Genomic DNA, 17,360 nt, shown 5'->3' on the forward strand with positions numbered 1-17,360 from the left:
GCAGAAGCCCGTCAATAGGGCGCCTCCGCCAGACAGACTGGATGGCTCAGGATGACCTGCGCAATTGCGCGTCGGGTAGTCGACACCTCGCGTGATGAATTGAATGCCTCTCGCATGCAGCGTCGCCGGGCTGGTACCGTTTTTCTATTGCTTTCAAACGGAGACAGGTCGATGAATCATCCCTCATTCGAAGGACAGCCAGCTATCGAGGCGCCAGCGTGGGTCAAGAACCGCAAACTGATCGACTGGGTCCGGCGGGTTGCCGCGATGACCAAGCCGGCCAGGATCGTCTGGTGCGACGGCTCGCAGGAGGAGTACGACCGCCTTTGCGCACAGATGGTCGAAGCGGGCACCCTCAAGAAGCTCAATCCAGCGAAACGTCCCAATTCTTATCTGGCATGGTCCGATCCTTCCGACGTCGCGCGCGTCGAGGATCGCACCTTCATCTGCTCGCAGCGTGAGGAAGACGCGGGTCCCACCAATAACTGGATCGCCCCGGACGACATGCGCGCCACGCTCGATGGCCTGTTCGACGGTGCGATGCGCGGCCGGACGATGTACGTGGTGCCGTTTTCCATGGGGCCGCTCGGCTCGCCGATCGCACACATCGGCGTCGAGTTGAGCGACAGCCCGTACGTCGCGACCAACATGCGCATCATGACGCGCATGGGTCGCCAGGTGTACGACGTGCTGGGCGAAGAGGGCGACTTCGTGCCGTGCGTCCATTCGGTCGGCGCGCCGCTCGCGGCGGGTGAGAAAGACGTGTCCTGGCCGTGCAACAAGACCAAGTACATCGTCCATTTCCCCGAATCGCGCGAAATCTGGAGCTACGGCTCGGGCTACGGCGGCAATGCGCTACTCGGCAAGAAGTGTTTCGCGCTTCGCATCGCCTCGACGATGGGCCGCGCCGAAGGCTGGCTCGCCGAACACATGCTGATTCTCGGCGTGACGTCGCCGCAAGGCCGCAAGCATCACGTCGCGGCGGCGTTTCCGTCGGCGTGCGGCAAGACCAACTTTGCGATGCTGATTCCACCGGAAGGCCTGAACGGCTGGAAAATCTCCACGATCGGCGACGATATCGCCTGGATCAAGCCGGGTAAGGATGGCCGTCTGTACGCGATCAATCCCGAAGCGGGATATTTCGGCGTCGCGCCGGGCACGAGCGAAAAGACCAACTTCAACGCGATGGCCACGCTGAAGGAAAACGTCATCTTCACGAACGTCGCGCTGACGGACGACGGCGACGTCTGGTGGGAAGGCATGACCGACGAGCCGCCCGCGCATTTGATCGACTGGCAGGGCATGGACTGGACGCCGGCCAGCGCGAAGGAAAGCGGACGCAAGGCGGCGCATCCGAATGCACGCTTCACGGCGCCGGCCTCGCAATGTCCGTCGATCGATGCGGACTGGGAAAATCCGGCGGGCGTCCCGATCAATGCATTCATCTTCGGGGGCCGCCGTTCGACCACCGTGCCGCTCGTCACCGAAGCGCGTAACTGGGTCGAAGGTGTCTACATGGCGGCGACCATGGGCTCCGAGACGACCGCCGCCGCCGCCGGCCAGCAGGGCGTGGTGCGCCGCGATCCGTTCGCGATGCTGCCGTTCTGCGGCTACAACATGAGCGACTACTTCAGCCACTGGCTGAAAACCGGCGAGCGTCTTGAAAAACTGAACGCCAAGCTGCCGAAAATCTTCTGCGTCAACTGGTTCCGCAAAGGCGCGGACGGCAAGTTCGCCTGGCCGGGTTTTGGCGAGAACATGCGCGTGTTGAGCTGGATGGTCGGCCGGATCGAAGGCACGGCGCAGGGCGAGGAGCACGCTTTCGGCGTGTCGCCTCACTACGAGGACATTGACTGGAGCGGGCTGGACTTCAGCCGTGAGCAGTTTGAGCAGGTGATCTCGGTCGACGACGCCGCGTGGCGCAACGAACTCGCGCTGCATGCGGAGCTATTCGACACATTGCGAAATGGTTTGCCCCCCGCTTTGACGCAGGCCAAAAAGGCGCTCGAAGGGAAACTCGCAGCTTGAACATGTGAGTGTTCACTTCGTGACCCAAGCCGCCTTCGGGCGGCTTTTTCTTTGCCGATTGGCCCCCGCTCAAGGATTTTTTCTGATTTCGCAATGCCGAAGCGACCTTTACGTCTGTTCGAACAAAAAAGCCTGTACTAGCTGCGCCGCAGCAAATTGTTTCTTTTCACGGAACAATTGACGGTCATGCCCCACATTAGGGAATACAGTCGCACGAAAATTGACAATATTTCATGTTTCGCGGGCAACTTCTGCACGATTTCGCGAGTCGTAGGAGAATTCCAAGTTCGCTGCACTGGTTTTCACCAATTGTCAGGAAGCTGTAACACGGCAGGAGTTGTCCTATGGATCATTTGCAGTCGATGCGAGTTTTCGTCAAAGTGGCGGATCTCGGCAGTTTTGCCCGCGCTGCGAGCGCGATGGATATTTCCAACGCGGTCGCCACCCGTCACGTTGCCGATCTCGAAGGCCGTCTTGGTACGCGGCTGCTCAATCGCACAACCCGAAGCTTGTCGCTGACCGAATCAGGTCAGGTGTATCTCGAGCGTGCGCGCCAGATTCTCGACGAACTGGAAGACGTCGAACAGATGGTGGTGGCACGTAATCACGAGCCGGTCGGCACGTTGCGAATCGTCGCACCGGTCGTCTTTGGTTTGCATAATCTCGCGCCCGTGCTTCAAACGTACGCGGAGCGCTATCCGAAAGTCATCCCCGATGTCACGCTGGTCGACCGCCAGGTTGATCTCGTCGAAGAAGGCTTCGACGTCGGCGTGGTGATTGCGCGGCAAATGCGCAGTGCTAGCATCGTCACGCGGCGCCTGACCACCGGCTGTATGACCGTGTGCGCGACGCCGGCCTATCTGGAGAAGCACGGCACGCCGACACGTCCCGAGCATCTGCTGGAGCATCCGTGCCTGAGTCTGCCCTCCGAATACTGGGGCGACGAGCGAGTGTTCACGGGCCCGGAAGGCGAAGTGCGCGTGCGTCCCTCGAACGTCATCGTTGCGAATAACACGGAAATGCTGCGGCAGTTTGCGCTGCTCGGCATGGGCCTCGCGATTCTGCCGAGCTACCTGATCGGCCGCGACATGACACGCGGCAGGCTGGTGCGCTTGCTCGGCGATTACCGCTTGCCGCAGGTGGAGATCAACATCGCCTATCCGAGCCGTCGTCACTTGCCGGCGAAGGTGCGCACGTTCATCGATCATCTGGTCGAGCACTTCAACCAGACGCCGAACAGCGTGCTCGGTGAGCAATGGATCAAGGACGGCCTCGAGCGGCCCGTTACGTCGGCGGCGTTCGATTCCGCGGACTCCATGCCGCCGGAAGCGTTCGATGGCGCGGAGCCGCTGTCGCGGCTGCTGGACAGCGAGCTGGCACCCGTGCCGAAGACTTTGACAAAGACGACGAATCGCACCCGGCCAACGGCTTTGTCGCCGCTGTAACGGTTGGGACGACAGAAGACAGCAACGCAGGCGTATGCCTGCGGACATTAAAAAGGCGCAGTCACCGAAAGTGACTGCGCCTTTTTTATGGCAAGCGCGGATTAGACCTGCCGGACCAGAAACGTCTTCCGGCGCGGCTATCAGCTTGAATCAGGAGCCGGTTTTACGCGCTACCGCCTTCTTCGCGGGCGCTTTCCTGGCTGCTGCGGTTTTGCTCGCAGGCGCTTTCTTCGCCGCAGCCTTTTTAGCGGCGGGCGCAGTTTTCACCGCCACTGCCGTTTCTCCATCGTCCGGCTCCGGCGCCGCCTTCGCAGCCGATTTGGCCGCCGCGGTCTTCGCGGCAGTCTTCGCCGACGGCTCTTTCTTCTCGAATTCGAAGCCGATCTTGCCGTCGTTCTGCTTGACGAGGAACGCCTTGAAGTTACGTCCGGTGCGCGACGACTTGAAGTTCGTCAGCAGGTCCGTGCGGCCTTCTTCGAGCAGCTTGGCCATCTGCTCGCGGGCAATTTCCTGTTGCAGGATCACCTTGCCCGAGCGGAAGTCGCAGGTTTTCGGGTTGGCGACCGAGTTCTCGCAGACGTAGCTCATGCCGTGTTCGAACACGCGAGCCTTGCACTTCGGGCAAGCGCCCACCGGCTGCTGATCCGAGAAGTCAGGCGGCTCACCGTCTTCGCCGCCCGCATCCTGGCCGAAATCGAACTCGAGCTTGTAGTTCTTGATCTCGTCGTCCAACGACAGCTTGAGGATCGCCGAGAACGGCCGCCCCATTTTGCTGCGGAAGCCCGACAGCGGTCCGATCGTCTTGTTCTGCAGGAGTTCTTCGACTTCTGGAATTTCGAACTGGCGTCCGCCCGGAATCTTCGAAATCGAAAACTCGCATTTCGAACAGGCGAAACGCCGGTAGTTCTCCTTCACCTGACCGCCGCAATTCGGACACGGCGTCTGCAACGTCGCGTAATCGCCCGGGATCGTGTCGGAATCGTATTCCTTCGCGCGCTTGACGATGGTTTGCGTCATGCGTGCGATTTCCTGCATGAACGCATCGCGAGGCAGGTTGCCGCGTTCCATCTGCGAGAGTTTGTATTCCCACTCGCCGGTGAGTTCAGGCGCGGTCAGCTCTTTCACGCCGAGGCCGCGCAACAGCGTCATCAACTGGAAGGCTTTAGCGGTCGGAATCAGATCGCGGCCTTCGCGGATCAGATACTTTTCACCGAGGAGACCTTCGATGATGGCCGCACGCGTAGCCGGCGTGCCAAGCCCCTTGGCCGCCATCGCTTCGCGCAACTCGTCGTCTTCGACAAGTTTGCCCGCACCTTCCATCGCCGACAGCAAGGTCGCTTCGTTGTAGCGTGCAGGCGGCTTCGTCACCAGTTGCTGAGCGGCGATCTTGTCGGTCTTGACCTTCTCGTCCTTTTGCACCGGTACGAGGTTCGCGTCTTCACCGCTGATTTCGCGGCCGTAGACCTGCAACCAGCCTGGTTCGACGAGCACCTTGCCTTCGGTTTTAAAGTGATGGCCGACCACTTGCGTGATCCGCGTCGTCACCCGGTATTCGGCGGCGGGGAAGAACACCGACAGGAAGCGCTTCACGACGAGGTCGTAGAGCTTCTGCTCCGGCTCGGACAGATTCTTCGGCGCTTGTAGCGTCGGGATGATTGCGAAGTGGTCGCTGATCTTCGAGTTGTCGAAGATGCGCTTGTTCGGCTTCACCCAGCCCTTGTCGAGCACCTGCTTGGCAAACGGCAAATAGTTGTTGCTTTCCTTGAGCATGCCGAGCGTTTGCTTGACCGTATCCATATAGTCTTCCGGCAGCGCGCGAGCGTCGGTCCGGGGATAGGTCAGCACCTTGTGCTTTTCATACAGCGCCTGGGCGAGGCCCAGTGTGTTCTTCGCCGAGAAGCCGAAGCGGCCATTGGCCTCGCGCTGCAAGCTGGTCAGGTCGAAGAGGGCCGGCGACAGCTGTGTGGACGGCTTCGATTCTTCGGTCACCGTGCCGATCTGGCCGCGGCAGGCGGCGACGATCGTTTCTGCCGCGGGCAGCGCCCACAGACGCGAATCGCGCTTTTCCGGGTCGAACTCGTCGCGCTTGAATTTCGGATCGAACCAGCGGCCTTCGTAGAAGCCGCCCGCACAGACGAACTCCGCCTTCACTTCCCAGTAGTCGCGCGGCACGAAGCGGCGAATCTTCTCTTCGCGCTCGACGACGATCGACAGCGTCGGCGTCTGCACCCGCCCGACCGTGGTCAGAAAGAAGCCGCCGCCCTTGCTGTTGAACGCGGTCATTGCCCGCGTGCCGTTGATGCCGACCAGCCAGTCCGCCTCCGAGCGGCAGCGCGCCGCATCGGCGAGCGGCTGCATCTCTTCGTCGCTGCGCAGACGGGCGAAGCCGTCACGGATGGCGCCGGCCGTCATCGATTGCAGCCACAGACGCTGCACCGGCTGCTTGGCTTTGGCGTGCTGCGCGATCAGGCGGAAGATCAGCTCGCCCTCGCGCCCCGCGTCGCATGCGTTGATCAGACGGTCGACGTCCTTACGCTTGAGCAGCTTGGTCAGCACCTTCAGGCGCGACTCGCTCTTGGCGATCGGGTTCAGATCGAAATGTGGCGGAATGACGGGCAGATTGGCGAAGCTCCACTTGCCGCGCTTGACTTCGTAGTCTTCGGGCGCGGCAATTTCCAGCAGGTGGCCGACTGCCGAGGAAAGGACGTAGTCGTCGCTTTCGTAGTACTCGTCATGCTTGGTAAAGCCGCCCAAAGCGCGCGCGATGTCGTTCGCGACGGAAGGCTTTTCGGCGATGATCAGTGCTTTGGACATGACTCGATGTGAGGTTGGTGGATCCGGGTTGATGGCCTTGAGTGCGCCATTTAAGCGCGCGACCCTCGTTTGCGACCTTTGCGACCCATTGACGACCGCTTTATAGCACACGGCGCGAAGGCGGCGTGTCAAGTGCCTTGAAAGCGCGCCATCATAATTGCGCGCTCAGACGTTGGGCAAGCTGCGGAAAACCTGCTGTGTAGCGCTTTCAGCACGCTCTCGCAGCGACAGTCGAGCGGCGGCGCCGCCGCGTTCAGGCGAGTGTCAGCGCGGGCCGCAGCTTCGGCGCGCCGGTGATGCCAGGCACGGCCGTCAGGTCCAGCAACATCCGCTCCACAATCGACGCCTGTGGCAAAACCGTACCGAAAAAGCGTGTTGTGACCGAGTCTTCGATCAGGATGGTCGGGAAGTTCTCGACATCCAGGTCGTCGAAGCGATCCGCATGGGTTTCGATGTCGATCCATGCGAAACAGATATCGGGATGCCGGTCGGCCAGTTTGTCGAAAGCGTCCCGATAATCACGGCAGGTCCCGCACCATTCCGCGCATAGGCAGGCCACGAACAGCGTGTCGGGCTCGTTGACGCGCTCGGCGATCCGGTCTTGGTCGGTGTCGAGATTCAGCGCGGGCATGTGGTGGGTTCCTTGCGTACTTTGTCAGGTGCTTTGGCGCGAATGTAGCATGGGCGATGCCGAAGGGTGGTCAACCCTGGTCCGCGCGAGTTCGGCTGTGGCTGGCCCGCATGAAACGGCCACCGGGCAGCAAGGTCACCTGTCCGGCAAGTTCCAGTTGCAGCAACGTGGTTTGCAGGGCCGAGTCCTCCATCTCGGTGCGGGTGGCCAGGATTTCAAGCGTGGTGGGCGAGTGGCCGAGCGCCGCGAGGAGTCGCTGCGCATCGGGAGTGGCCGGGGTCAGGGGCGGCGCGGGCGGTTCTGGCGTTGCGAAACCGGCGCGGGCCGCTGCTTGCTGCGCCGCCGCGGGTCGTGGTTTCAGCGGTGTTCCTGCTGCTATCGACAGCGTGGTCGAGTCAGGCGCGGCCTCCGAGCCGGCACATACCGCTGCGCTCGTGTCTGAACTCGCCGATTTCGAGTGATTCACATCGCCGGCCGGCGCGGTTGCCAGCGTGGGCTGAAGCTTTGCCGAAGCGCCGACTGGCGGCGTATTCCGCGAATCGACGCCATCCTGAAGCACAGTCTGCGTTGAAGCCGGCGCAGCACGAACCGCCGGCCGCCTGGCAAAGCCCAATTCTTCCAGCACTTCCTCGGGCGATTCCACCAGCTTTGCGCCTTGCTTGATGATCCGATGACATCCGCGCGACAGCGGCGCGTGAATGGAGCCGGGCAACGCGAAGATGTCGCGTCCCATTTCATTGGCGAGCCGCGCGGTGATCAGCGAGCCAGAGCGCATCGCCGCCTCGACGATCACCACGCCGCTGGCCAGCCCGGCGATCAGGCGGTTACGTTGCGGAAAATTGGCGGCGCGCGCGGGCGTGCCGAGCGGCCACTCCGAGAGAATCGCGCCCTGCACCGCGATCTGCCGCGCCAGCGCATGATGCGCCGCCGGGTACACGAGATCCGCGCCGGTACCGATCACCGCGACCGTGCTGCCGATGCCTTCCAGGCCGCCCCGATGCGCGGCGCCGTCGATGCCGAGCGCCAGTCCCGATACGATGACCACACCTGCAGCCGACAGCTCGCGTGCGAAACGCTCCGCGTCTTCGACGCCTTGCGGCGTCGCGCTGCGGCTACCGATGAGAGCGACCGCTCGCGTATGCAGCAGATCGAGCCGGCCTTTTATATATAGAAGTGGCGGCGGGTCGGGCATGGTCAGCAGTGCGGGCGGGTACGCGGGATCGTCGAGTGTCACGACCTGATTGCCGGGCAGCTCGCGCCATGCGATCACCGCGTCGAGCTGGGCGTCGAATTCGGGGCCCGGCGGCGCGAGCGCGGCGCGCGCTGCGGCTTCGCCGGCGACCCCGGCCAGGGCTTGCGGCGATTGACCTAAAATCGCTCCCGGCAATCCAAAAGCGCTTAGCATCAAGCGCAGCGCCGCGGGTTTCAGCCCCGGTGCGAGCGACAGCCGCAGCCACGCGGCGAGTTCGATGTCGGTTGCGGGCAAGGTGTGCATTGCGAGTCGCTCCTTCTGCAGGGCCAGCGGGCAGGCGGGCGCCATGCTAAAATTTTCATCATCCGAAATAACCGCAGCGCCGCGCCCACCCGCGCGAGCCCGTCGTCTAGCGCATGTGGCGCGTTGAATCGAACCGGTTCGACACCATCTATCCTCGGCGCAATACGATGGGCCCACAACCTGGCCGAACGGCCAACGCGAACCCTTCCACGGTCAGCGGCGCCTCAAATCACACTCGAAATCATGGCTTTACTGAATATCCTCAACTATCCGGACAAGCGTCTGCACAAGGTTGCGAAGCCGGTCGAACAGGTCAACGACCGGATTCGCCGTCTCGTCGCAGACATGGCGGAGACCATGTATGCAGCGCCCGGCGTCGGCCTCGCCGCGACCCAGGTGGACGTGCACGAACGCGTGATCGTGATCGACGTATCGGACACGCACGACCAGTTGCTCGCGTTCATCAATCCGGAAATCCTCTGGTCGAGCGATGAGCGCAAGCTCTCGGAAGAGGGTTGCCTCTCCGTGCCGGGCATTTATGACAACGTCGAGCGCGCCGAGAAAGTGCGTGTGCGCGCCTTGAACGAGAAGGGCGAAACCTTCGAACTGGATTGCGAAGGGCTGCTCGCCGTGTGCATCCAGCACGAAATGGATCACCTGATGGGCCGCGTGTTCGTCGAGTACCTGTCGTCGCTGAAGCAGACGCGTATCAAAAGCAAGATGAAAAAGCTCGCCCACGCCATGTAATGCGCGTTCACCTCGTCTATCGTCCCCGTTCATGAGTCATTCGTTGCGCGTCATCTTTGCCGGTACGCCGGAGTTCGCTGCGGCCGCGCTGGCCGCGATTCACCGTGCCGGTTTTCCGGTGCCGCTCGTGCTGACCCAGCCTGACCGGCCCGCTGGGCGCGGGATGAAATTGCAGGCGAGCCCCGTCAAGCGCTACGCGCAGGAGCACGGGCTCGAGGTCGCGCAGCCGCCTTCGCTGCGCCGCGCTGGCAAATACCCGGCGGAAGCCGCGACCGCGATCGAGCAGCTGCGCGCCACGCCACACGACGTCATGGTGGTCGCCGCCTACGGCCTGATCCTGCCGCAGGAAGTGCTCGATATTCCACGGCTTGGCTGCATCAACATTCATGCGTCGTTGCTGCCGCGCTGGCGCGGTGCGGCGCCGATCCATCGCGCGATTGAAGCGGGCGACGCGCAAACCGGCATCACGCTGATGCAGATGGACGTCGGCCTCGACACCGGCGCGATGATCTCCGAAGCACGCACGCCGATTTCCGCCGACGACACCACCGCCACGCTGCACGACCGTCTGGCGCAGGATGGCGCGAAGCTCATCGTCGACGCGTTGCTCGAACTCGAGCGCAACAGCAAGCTGACATCGACCCCGCAACCGGCGGACGGCGTGACCTACGCGGAAAAAATCGGCAAGCAAGAAGCCGCCCTCGACTGGCGCCGCCCGGCCGAGGTGCTTGCGCGCCAGGTGCGTGCGTTCGATCCGTTCCCCGGTGGCGTGGGCACGCTGGAAGACGGCAGCTCGGTCAAAATCTGGGCCGCGATTCCCGCTCAGGCCCAAGGCAACAGCGCGCCCGGCACGATTACCGAAGTCTCAGCCGACGGCGTGATCGTGGCTTGCGGCGAAGCCGCGTTGCGTTTGACGCAATTGCAGAAACCTGGCGGCAAGCGCCTGCCGGTGCGCGAATTCCTCGCGGGCTCGACGCTCGCCGCGGGACAGCGCTTTCAACTTCCCGAAGCAAAGTAACAGCTCGCGCATGTCTTGAAAATCAGCCGTTCGGCCGATGTTCAAGACCGCCGCCGCAACCCTGCCGCGCGTTAGAATCCTCTATGCAGTCGCCCAAATCCCGAGGTTTTCAATGTTCGGCATTACCCATTTCGAGTTTTTCGTCGTTGCTGTCTTCCTTCTGAACGTGACGCCCGGTCCGGACACGGCGTACATCGTCGGGCGCAGCGTCGCTCAAGGCCGTGGCGCGGGTCTGATGTCCGCACTCGGCATCTCGGCGGGCTGCTGTGTCCATTCGCTTGCGTGCGCGTTCGGTTTGACCGCGCTGCTGGCCGCCTCGACCACGGCGTTCACCGTCATCAAGTTCGCCGGCGCGATTTATCTGATCTACCTCGGCGCACGCCTGATTTTCGCCAAACCTGCAGCGCGGACGGCGGTGGGCGACGCACGCGCGGCCGATGCACCCAAGTCGCTGAAGCAGCTTTTTCTGCAAGGCTTCTGGACCAATGTGCTGAATCCCAAGGTCGTGCTTTTCTTCGTATCGTTTTTCCCGCAGTTCGTGACAACCGGCAGCGAACACAAAACGTTCGCGTTCCTCACGCTCGGCGCGGTGTTCGTCGTGATGAGCATGCTCTGGAACAGTTTCGTCGCGTGGATCGCGGGCAGCGTGACGCAGCGCTTTTCGGGCAAGCCTTCGGTGAAGAAGTGGCTGGATCGGAGCGTCGGCAGCGCGTTCGTCGGCCTCGGCATCAAGCTCGCCACCGCATCAAGATGATTGAATTTTCTCCATCCGTCCTTATCTAACGTTTCGCTTACAATCAGGCGCCGCGTTCTAGCGGCGCAGAGATGGAGCCCACGTTTTAGGAGTTGCAGACATGTTCAATTGGGTCAAAACCGCGATGTTGATGGCCGCGATCACGGCCCTTTTCATCGTGATCGGCGGGATGATCGGCGGGTCGCGCGGCATGATGATCGCGCTCGTGATTGCCCTCGGGATGAATTTCTTCTCGTACTGGTTTTCGGACAAGATGGTGCTGCGCATGTACAACGCGCAGGAAGTCGACGAAAGCAGCGCGCCGCAGTTCTATCGCATGGTGCGCGAGCTTTCCACGCGCGCCAACCTGCCGATGCCGCGCGTCTACCTGATCAACGAAGATGCGCCGAACGCCTTCGCCACCGGCCGCAATCCGGAGCACGCGGCGGTCGCTGCCACCACTGGCATCCTGCGCGTGCTGTCCGAGCGCGAAATGCGCGGGGTGATGGCGCACGAACTGGCACACGTCAAGCACCGCGACATTCTGATTTCGACCGTGTCGGCAACCATGGCCGGCGCCATTTCCGCGCTGGCGAACTTCGCAATGTTCTTCGGCGGCCGCGACGAGAACGGTAATCGGTCGAATCCGATCGCGAGCATCGCCGTCGCGTTGCTGGCGCCGCTCGCGGGTGCGCTGATTCAGATGGCGATTTCACGCGCGCGGGAATTCGAGGCCGACCGTGGTGGCGCGCAGATTTCCGGCGACCCGCAAGCGCTCGCTTCGGCGCTCGACAAGATCCATCGTTACGCGAGCGGGATCCCGTTTCCCGTGGCCGAGCAGCATCCGGCCACCGCGCAGATGATGATCATGAATCCGCTGTCGGGCGGCGGCATCGCGAATCTGTTCTCGACGCACCCGGCCACGGAGGAACGCATCGCGCGTTTGATGGAAATGGCGCGCACTGGGCGCTTCGAGTAACGCCGAGTGACGTGACGGAAGAAGGCGGGCCTGCGGGCCCGCCTTCTTCATTTCAGGCACCGTAAGAGGGCGCATGCCGAAGCGTCGCCGGATGATTTAACAAAAAATCTCAGATAGCACCACCCGGCGAATTCGCTTCACCTCTTTGCTGCCGTTGCAGCGAACCCACGGTCGCCGCTACGCTCGCACGATTAGCCTATGATTGCCCGCCCCAGCTTTGCCATGACTCCACCGTTGCCCACCCAGCCGCGGCGGCCCCCGCCCCACGCCACGCTACAATGTGTGCTGAATGCGCCGCGCGCACCGTGCGGCCTGTCTTTGCCTCTTTCATGACATCAAAGCCTTCTTCGCGTTCTGCTTCTCCGTCGGCACGTCCGCGAGAATCCCGTTTGTCGATGTTGCATCTCGCGCCCGAATCGCTGGGTTTCGCGCTCGACTGTGCCGCCCAGGCTGTCGGCGCCGTGCGTCTCGGCGCGGCCTTGCCGGCCGCGCTGCAATCCGTCTTCGTGTCCGCGCCTGAGGGCAGCGCCGCCGCCGCGCGCGGTGCGGTGCAGGACATCGCGTACCGCACGATGCGGCGCCTCGCGACCGCCGAATGGCTGATCGCGAAGCTGGTGAAGAAAGCTCCGCCGCCGCACGTCGGTCATGTGCTCGCCTGCTCGCTCGCGCTGCTGGTCGATGATGAAGCGAGCGCCGCCTACACGCCGTTCACCGTGGTCGATCAGGCGGTGAGCGCAATCACTGCACGTCGGGAATTCGCGTTCGCGAAGGGGCTCGTCAACGCCGTGCTGCGTAGTTTCCTGCGCGAGCGCGAGACACTGCTGAGCGCCGCGCAAGCCGACGAAGTCGCACGCTGGAACTATCCGGCCTGGTGGATCGACGCGGTCAAGCGCGCATGGCCCGACGCGTGGCAAGCGGTGCTCGCGACCGGCAACACGCAAGGCCCGCTCACGCTGCGTGTGAACGCGCGCCGCTCGACGGTCGATGCCTACCTGCAAGTGCTGCAGAGCCATCACATCGCCGCGAGCCGGGCCGGCGACTACGCCGTCAGGCTCGACACGCCGATGCCGGTGGACCGCATCCCCGGTTTCAGCGATGGGGTCGTCTCGGTGCAGGACGCCGGCGCGCAGCTCGCCGCGCAATTGCTCGGCGTGCGTGACGGCATGCGCGTGCTCGACGCGTGCGCGGCGCCAGGCGGCAAGACCGGCCACCTGCTCGAACTCGCGAATCTGCAGCTCGTGGCGCTCGAAAGCGATGCGTCGCGCGCGCGCCGCATCGGCGAAAACCTGCAGCGGCTCAAGCTCGAAGCGGAAGTGCGCATCGGCGATGCGGGCACGCCCGCGAAGTGGCACGACGATATCGACCAGCCGTTCGATCGCATCCTCGCCGACGTGCCGTGTTCTGCATCGGGCATCGTGCGGCGTCATCCGGACATTCGCTGGCTGCGCCGCGCGTCCGATATCCCCGCACTGGTCGCAGAACAGCGCCGCATCCTCGATGCGCTCTGGCCGCTCGTGAAGCCAGGCGGCGAGTTGCTCTACGTTACGTGTTCGATCTTTCCCGAAGAAGGCGAATTGCAGGCGCAGTGGTTTGGAAACAAGTATCAGGATGCGGTACGATTGGACGCGCCAGGGCAACTTTTACCTTCAGTCGCCCGCGCGCCCGCCGATACCTCGGCCGGTTCCCATGCCGGACAATCCGCTGACGACAGCGCCGGCGCGAACTCAGACCACGACGGATTTTTCTACGCGCGCTTTCAGAAACGGTGACCATCAAACGCTTCTTCCCGCTTCGGCTCGCTGCCGTGCTCTGGATCGCGCTGGCCGTATGGCTTGCAGCGCCGGGCGCGGCGCACGCTGATTCGATCGCGGTGCAGCGCGCGTCGCTGCAAGCCGACAGCAGTGGTTGGAGTCTCGACGCGCGTTTCGACTTCGAGCTCAACAGCAATCTCGAAGATGCCGTCAACAAAGGCATTCCGCTCTATTTCACGACCGACTTCGAACTGAGCCGGCCGCGCTGGTACTGGTTCGACGAGCAGCCGGTGAGCGTGTCGCAGAGCATTCGCCTGTCGTTCCAGCCTCTGACGCGCGAATACCGCGTATCGAGCGTGTCGTCCGGCGGGTTGCAGCTCGCCTTCGGCACGCTCAAGGATGCGCTCGCCGTGATCAAGCACGTCACCTCATGGCATGTGATCGAGCGCAATCAGGTGCGCGTCGGCGAAACCTACAACGCATCGGTGCGCATGCAGCTCGACATCGCGCTGATGCCCAAGCCGTTCCAGATCGACGCGGTGAACAACCGCGACTGGAACCTCGCCTCCGAATGGAAGCGCTTTACCTTCACGGCGACCGAACGTGCTAAATAAAGTGCGCTCAACCACCAGCGTCAGCAGCATCGTCGTGCGCGTGCTGGTGTCGACGGTCGCGGTGACGGCCGTGCTGCTGCTCGTGCTGCTGGCCGCCGCGAGCGCGAATACCGAATTCTTCGACCGCTATTACCAGTGGCTGTACGGCGCCAATGTCGCGGTCGCGATGATCTTTCTGCTGGTCGTGGCGACGCTCGTCATCCTCATCATAGTGCGGCTGCGCAAGGGTAAGTTCGGCACGCGGCTGCTCGCGAAACTCGCGTTCTTCATGGCGCTGGTCGGCGTGGTGCCGGGCGGCATCATTTACGTGGTCTCGTATCAATTCGTGTCGCGCAGTATCGAGTCCTGGTTCGACGTCAATGTGGAAACTGCGCTCACGGCCGGTCTGAATCTCGGGCGCGGCATGCTCGACGCGTCGCTGTCTGACCTGCAGACCAAGGGCCGCCTGATGTCCGAGCAGATCGCCAGCGCGGGCGCCGCTGGCACCACGCTCACGCTGTTGCGTCTGCGCGATCAGTTCGGCGTGCAGGACGCGATCATCGTCGAGCCCACGCGCAGCATGTCGGGCGCGACTCCGGACATGCATGTGGTCGCACAGGCCTCCAGCAATTACGCGATGCTCGTATCGAACGACCTGCCCACGCCGCTGATGATCGAACAGGCGCGCGGTCGCGGCTACGCGGCGATCGAAGGCGAAGTGGACGGCGATCCGCAAGCGCATGGCAGCAAGGGCGTACTGCGCCTGCGCGTCGTGCAGCGCATCCCCGACTCGAACGCTTCGCTGTTGCAGCCGGCCGAACGCTTCCTGCAACTCACGCAGCCGGTATCGCCGTCGCTCGCGCATAATGCGGACGCGGTGCAGCGCGCTTATCGCGAGTACCAGGAGAAGGCGCTTGGCCGCACGGGCTTGCGCAAGATGTACATCGGCACGCTGACGCTCGCGCTGTTTCTCGCCACCTTCATCGCGATGATGCTCGCGCTCGCGCTCGGCAATCAACTGGCGCGGCCGCTGTTCCTGCTCGCGCAGGGCACCAAGGAAATCACCGAAGGCGATTACACGCCGAAGCGCGAAATCAAATCGCGCGACGAGCTGGGCTTTCTCACGCAGTCGTTCAACGCGATGACGCGGCAATTGTCCGAAGCGCGCGCCGCGGTCGAGAACAACCGCATCGCGCTCGAACATTCGAAGGCGTATCTGGAAAGCATCCTCGCGAATCTGACCGCGGGTGTGTTCGTGTTCGACCGGCAGTTCAGGCTCACCACCGCGAATCGTGGCGCCGAGCGGATTTTCCGTCAGCCGTTCCAGACCGTCCTCGGTTCGTCGCTCGATCAGATCGGCGCGTTGAGCGAATTCGGCGGCATGGTCCGCAAGGCGTTTGCCGATCGCGAAGCAGCAAGCGGCGACGGTCACGATGATCGTGGCCACTGGCAGCAGCAGTTTTCGATTCAGGTGCCGGGCGAAACCGAACCGCTCACGCTGCTCGTGCGTGGCGCGCGCCTCGTCTCGGCGACGGACCGCGATGCCGAAGACATGCAGACCTCCGGCTACGTCGTGGTGTTCGACGACATCTCCGACGTGATCTCCGCGCAGCGTTCGATCGCATGGGGTGAAGTCGCGCGGCGGCTCGCGCATGAGATCAAGAATCCGCTCACGCCGATCCAGCTCTCCGCCGAGCGCTTGCAGATGAAGCTCGCCGACAAGCTGTCGCCATCCGACGCCGACGTATTGAAGCGCGGCGCGACTACGATCGTCAACCAGGTCGCCGCGATGAAGCAGATGGTCGACAATTTCCGCGACTACGCGCGCACGCCTCCGGCTGTGCTCGCGCATCTGCAGTTGAACGATCTGGTCAGCGAAGTGCTCACGCTGTACGGTATCGAAGAAGGCAAGGGCGCGATCCAGGTGGAACTCGCCGCGTTGCCCGCGATTCGCGGCGACGCGACGCAATTGCGACAGGTGATTCACAACCTGCTGCAGAACGCGCAGGATGCGGTAGCCGATGTCGAGCATCCGCGTGTGTTGCTCGAGACGAGGACAGTAGAATACGGAGACCCCGACACGGAAGGCAAAGTACGCGTCGCGGTGCGTCTGACAGTATCGGATAACGGACCGGGGTTCCCCGCGCGCATCCTCACGCGCGCATTCGAACCTTATGTGACGACCAAGGCCAAAGGTACGGGTCTGGGTCTTGCAATGGTCAAGAAGATCGTCGACGAGCATGGCGCGCGCATCGACATTCGCAATCGCATGAAAGCCGGCGACGTGATCGAAGGCGCGCAGATTTCGATCCTCTTCCTTCAACTGGCGGACGATGCCGCGGCACCTGGTACAGGGCCGCGACCGGCGCACGGCAGCGGTGCGTCGCAGGGAAAGACAAAAGCAACAGTGCAGACAAGGGCAGCGTAAATGGCAACCATCCTGGTGGTAGATGATGAAATGGGCATCCGGGAATTGCTCTCGGAGATCCTGAGCGACGAGGGGCATGTCGTGGAGGCCGCTGAAAATGCGCAGGAAGCGCGCGAGTTCCGTTTGCGCCAGGCGCCGGACCTCGTGCTGCTCGACATCTGGATGCCCGACACCGACGGCGTGACCTTGCTCAAGGAATGGGCGGCGCAAGGGCAACTGACCATGCCGGTGATCATGATGTCCGGTCACGCGACCATCGATACGGCGGTCGAAGCGACCAAGATCGGCGCGCTCAATTTCCTCGAGAAGCCGATTGCCCTGCAGAAGCTGCTGAAGGCCGTCGAGCAGGGCCTCGCGCGCGGCAATTCGGCCGGGGCGCTCGGCGGTGCAGCGGCCAAGCCGGTGCTACCGGTGAGCGCGTCAGCGGTGGCGTCGTCGGCCGCGTTGCCGATGTTGTCCACCGACGGCATGGGCAGCGGCGCGCTGGCCGCGCAAACGGCATCGATCTCGTTCGACATTCCGTTGCGCGATGCGCGCGATGCGTTCGAGCGCGCGTATTTCGAATATCACCTTGCGCGTGAGAACGGCAGCATGACGCGCGTGGCGGAGAAGACCGGTCTCGAGCGCACGCACTTGTATCGCAAGCTCAAGCAGCTCGGCGTCGATCTCGGCAAGAACAAAGGGGAGTGAGGACGTGT

General features: G+C 63.1%; 13 protein-coding genes. 10 read left to right on the top strand and 3 right to left on the bottom strand.

All coding sequences use genetic code 11. The features are described 5' to 3' along the window. The first annotated feature begins 171 nt into the window (after nt 1-171). The gene (locus HV770_RS13990; RefSeq protein ID WP_175160433.1) at nt 172-2,028 is read left to right on the top strand and encodes a phosphoenolpyruvate carboxykinase (GTP); all 1,857 of its coding nucleotides are present in this window, start codon (nt 172-174) and stop codon (nt 2,026-2,028) included. 344 nt (nt 2,029-2,372) lie between these two features. After that, nucleotides 2,373-3,473, top strand: coding sequence for a LysR family transcriptional regulator (locus tag HV770_RS13995; protein WP_175160435.1), 1,101 nt, complete (start codon nt 2,373-2,375; stop codon nt 3,471-3,473). Nucleotides 3,474-3,623: 150 nt separating this feature from the next. Here the strand turns inward: HV770_RS13995 and HV770_RS14000 are convergent, their stop codons facing one another. From HV770_RS14000 to dprA, 3 genes are all read right to left on the bottom strand, one after another. Next, nucleotides 3,624-6,287, bottom strand: coding sequence for a DNA topoisomerase III (locus HV770_RS14000; protein ID WP_175160437.1), 2,664 nt, complete (start codon nt 6,285-6,287; stop codon nt 3,624-3,626). 253 nt (nt 6,288-6,540) lie between these two features. Beyond that, nucleotides 6,541-6,918, bottom strand: coding sequence for a thioredoxin family protein (locus HV770_RS14005; protein WP_175160439.1), 378 nt, complete (start codon nt 6,916-6,918; stop codon nt 6,541-6,543). Nucleotides 6,919-6,988: 70 nt separating this feature from the next. Then, a complete protein-coding gene (gene dprA / locus HV770_RS14010; protein ID WP_175160441.1) occupies nt 6,989-8,413 on the bottom strand; it encodes a DNA-processing protein DprA in 1,425 nt (474 codons plus the stop codon). A gap of 243 nt (nt 8,414-8,656) precedes the next feature. Here dprA and def point away from each other — a divergent pair, with 243 nt between their 5' ends. From def to esaR, 8 genes are all read left to right on the top strand, one after another. Next, nucleotides 8,657-9,160, top strand: a complete 504-nt coding sequence (gene def, locus HV770_RS14015) for a peptide deformylase (protein WP_121316245.1) — start codon at nt 8,657-8,659, stop codon at nt 9,158-9,160. Nucleotides 9,161-9,191: 31 nt separating this feature from the next. Beyond that, nucleotides 9,192-10,178, top strand: coding sequence for a methionyl-tRNA formyltransferase (gene fmt / locus HV770_RS14020; RefSeq protein ID WP_175160443.1), 987 nt, complete (start codon nt 9,192-9,194; stop codon nt 10,176-10,178). Between the two features lie 112 nt (nt 10,179-10,290). After that, nucleotides 10,291-10,932 carry a LysE family translocator gene (locus tag HV770_RS14025; protein ID WP_175160445.1) on the top strand — a complete coding sequence of 214 codons (642 nt, stop codon included), beginning with the start codon at nt 10,291-10,293 and terminating at the stop codon, nt 10,930-10,932. Nucleotides 10,933-11,032: 100 nt separating this feature from the next. Further along, nucleotides 11,033-11,890: a zinc metalloprotease HtpX gene (gene htpX / locus HV770_RS14030; protein WP_042327283.1), complete on the top strand. Its 858-nt coding sequence runs from the start codon at nt 11,033-11,035 to the stop codon at nt 11,888-11,890. 329 nt (nt 11,891-12,219) lie between these two features. Beyond that, complete coding sequence (gene rsmB, locus HV770_RS14035) at nt 12,220-13,659, top strand: 16S rRNA (cytosine(967)-C(5))-methyltransferase RsmB (protein ID WP_175160447.1); 1,440 nt, start codon at nt 12,220-12,222, stop codon at nt 13,657-13,659. Then, the gene (locus tag HV770_RS14040) at nt 13,656-14,255 is read left to right on the top strand and encodes a DUF4390 domain-containing protein (protein WP_175160449.1); all 600 of its coding nucleotides are present in this window, start codon (nt 13,656-13,658) and stop codon (nt 14,253-14,255) included. Before rsmB ends, HV770_RS14040 begins: the two co-directional genes overlap by 4 nt. Then, on the top strand, nt 14,245-16,662 hold the full coding sequence (locus HV770_RS14045; RefSeq protein ID WP_175160450.1) for a sensor histidine kinase: 2,418 nt from the start codon (nt 14,245-14,247) through the stop codon (nt 16,660-16,662). Before HV770_RS14040 ends, HV770_RS14045 begins: the two co-directional genes overlap by 11 nt. Next, a complete protein-coding gene (gene esaR, locus HV770_RS14050; RefSeq protein ID WP_121316251.1) occupies nt 16,663-17,352 on the top strand; it encodes a response regulator transcription factor EsaR in 690 nt (229 codons plus the stop codon). Nucleotides 17,353-17,360: the final 8 nt, after the last annotated feature.

Origin of the sequence: Paraburkholderia fynbosensis (assembly GCF_902859935.1) — a bacterium.
GTDB lineage: Bacteria > Pseudomonadota > Gammaproteobacteria > Burkholderiales > Burkholderiaceae > Paraburkholderia > Paraburkholderia fynbosensis.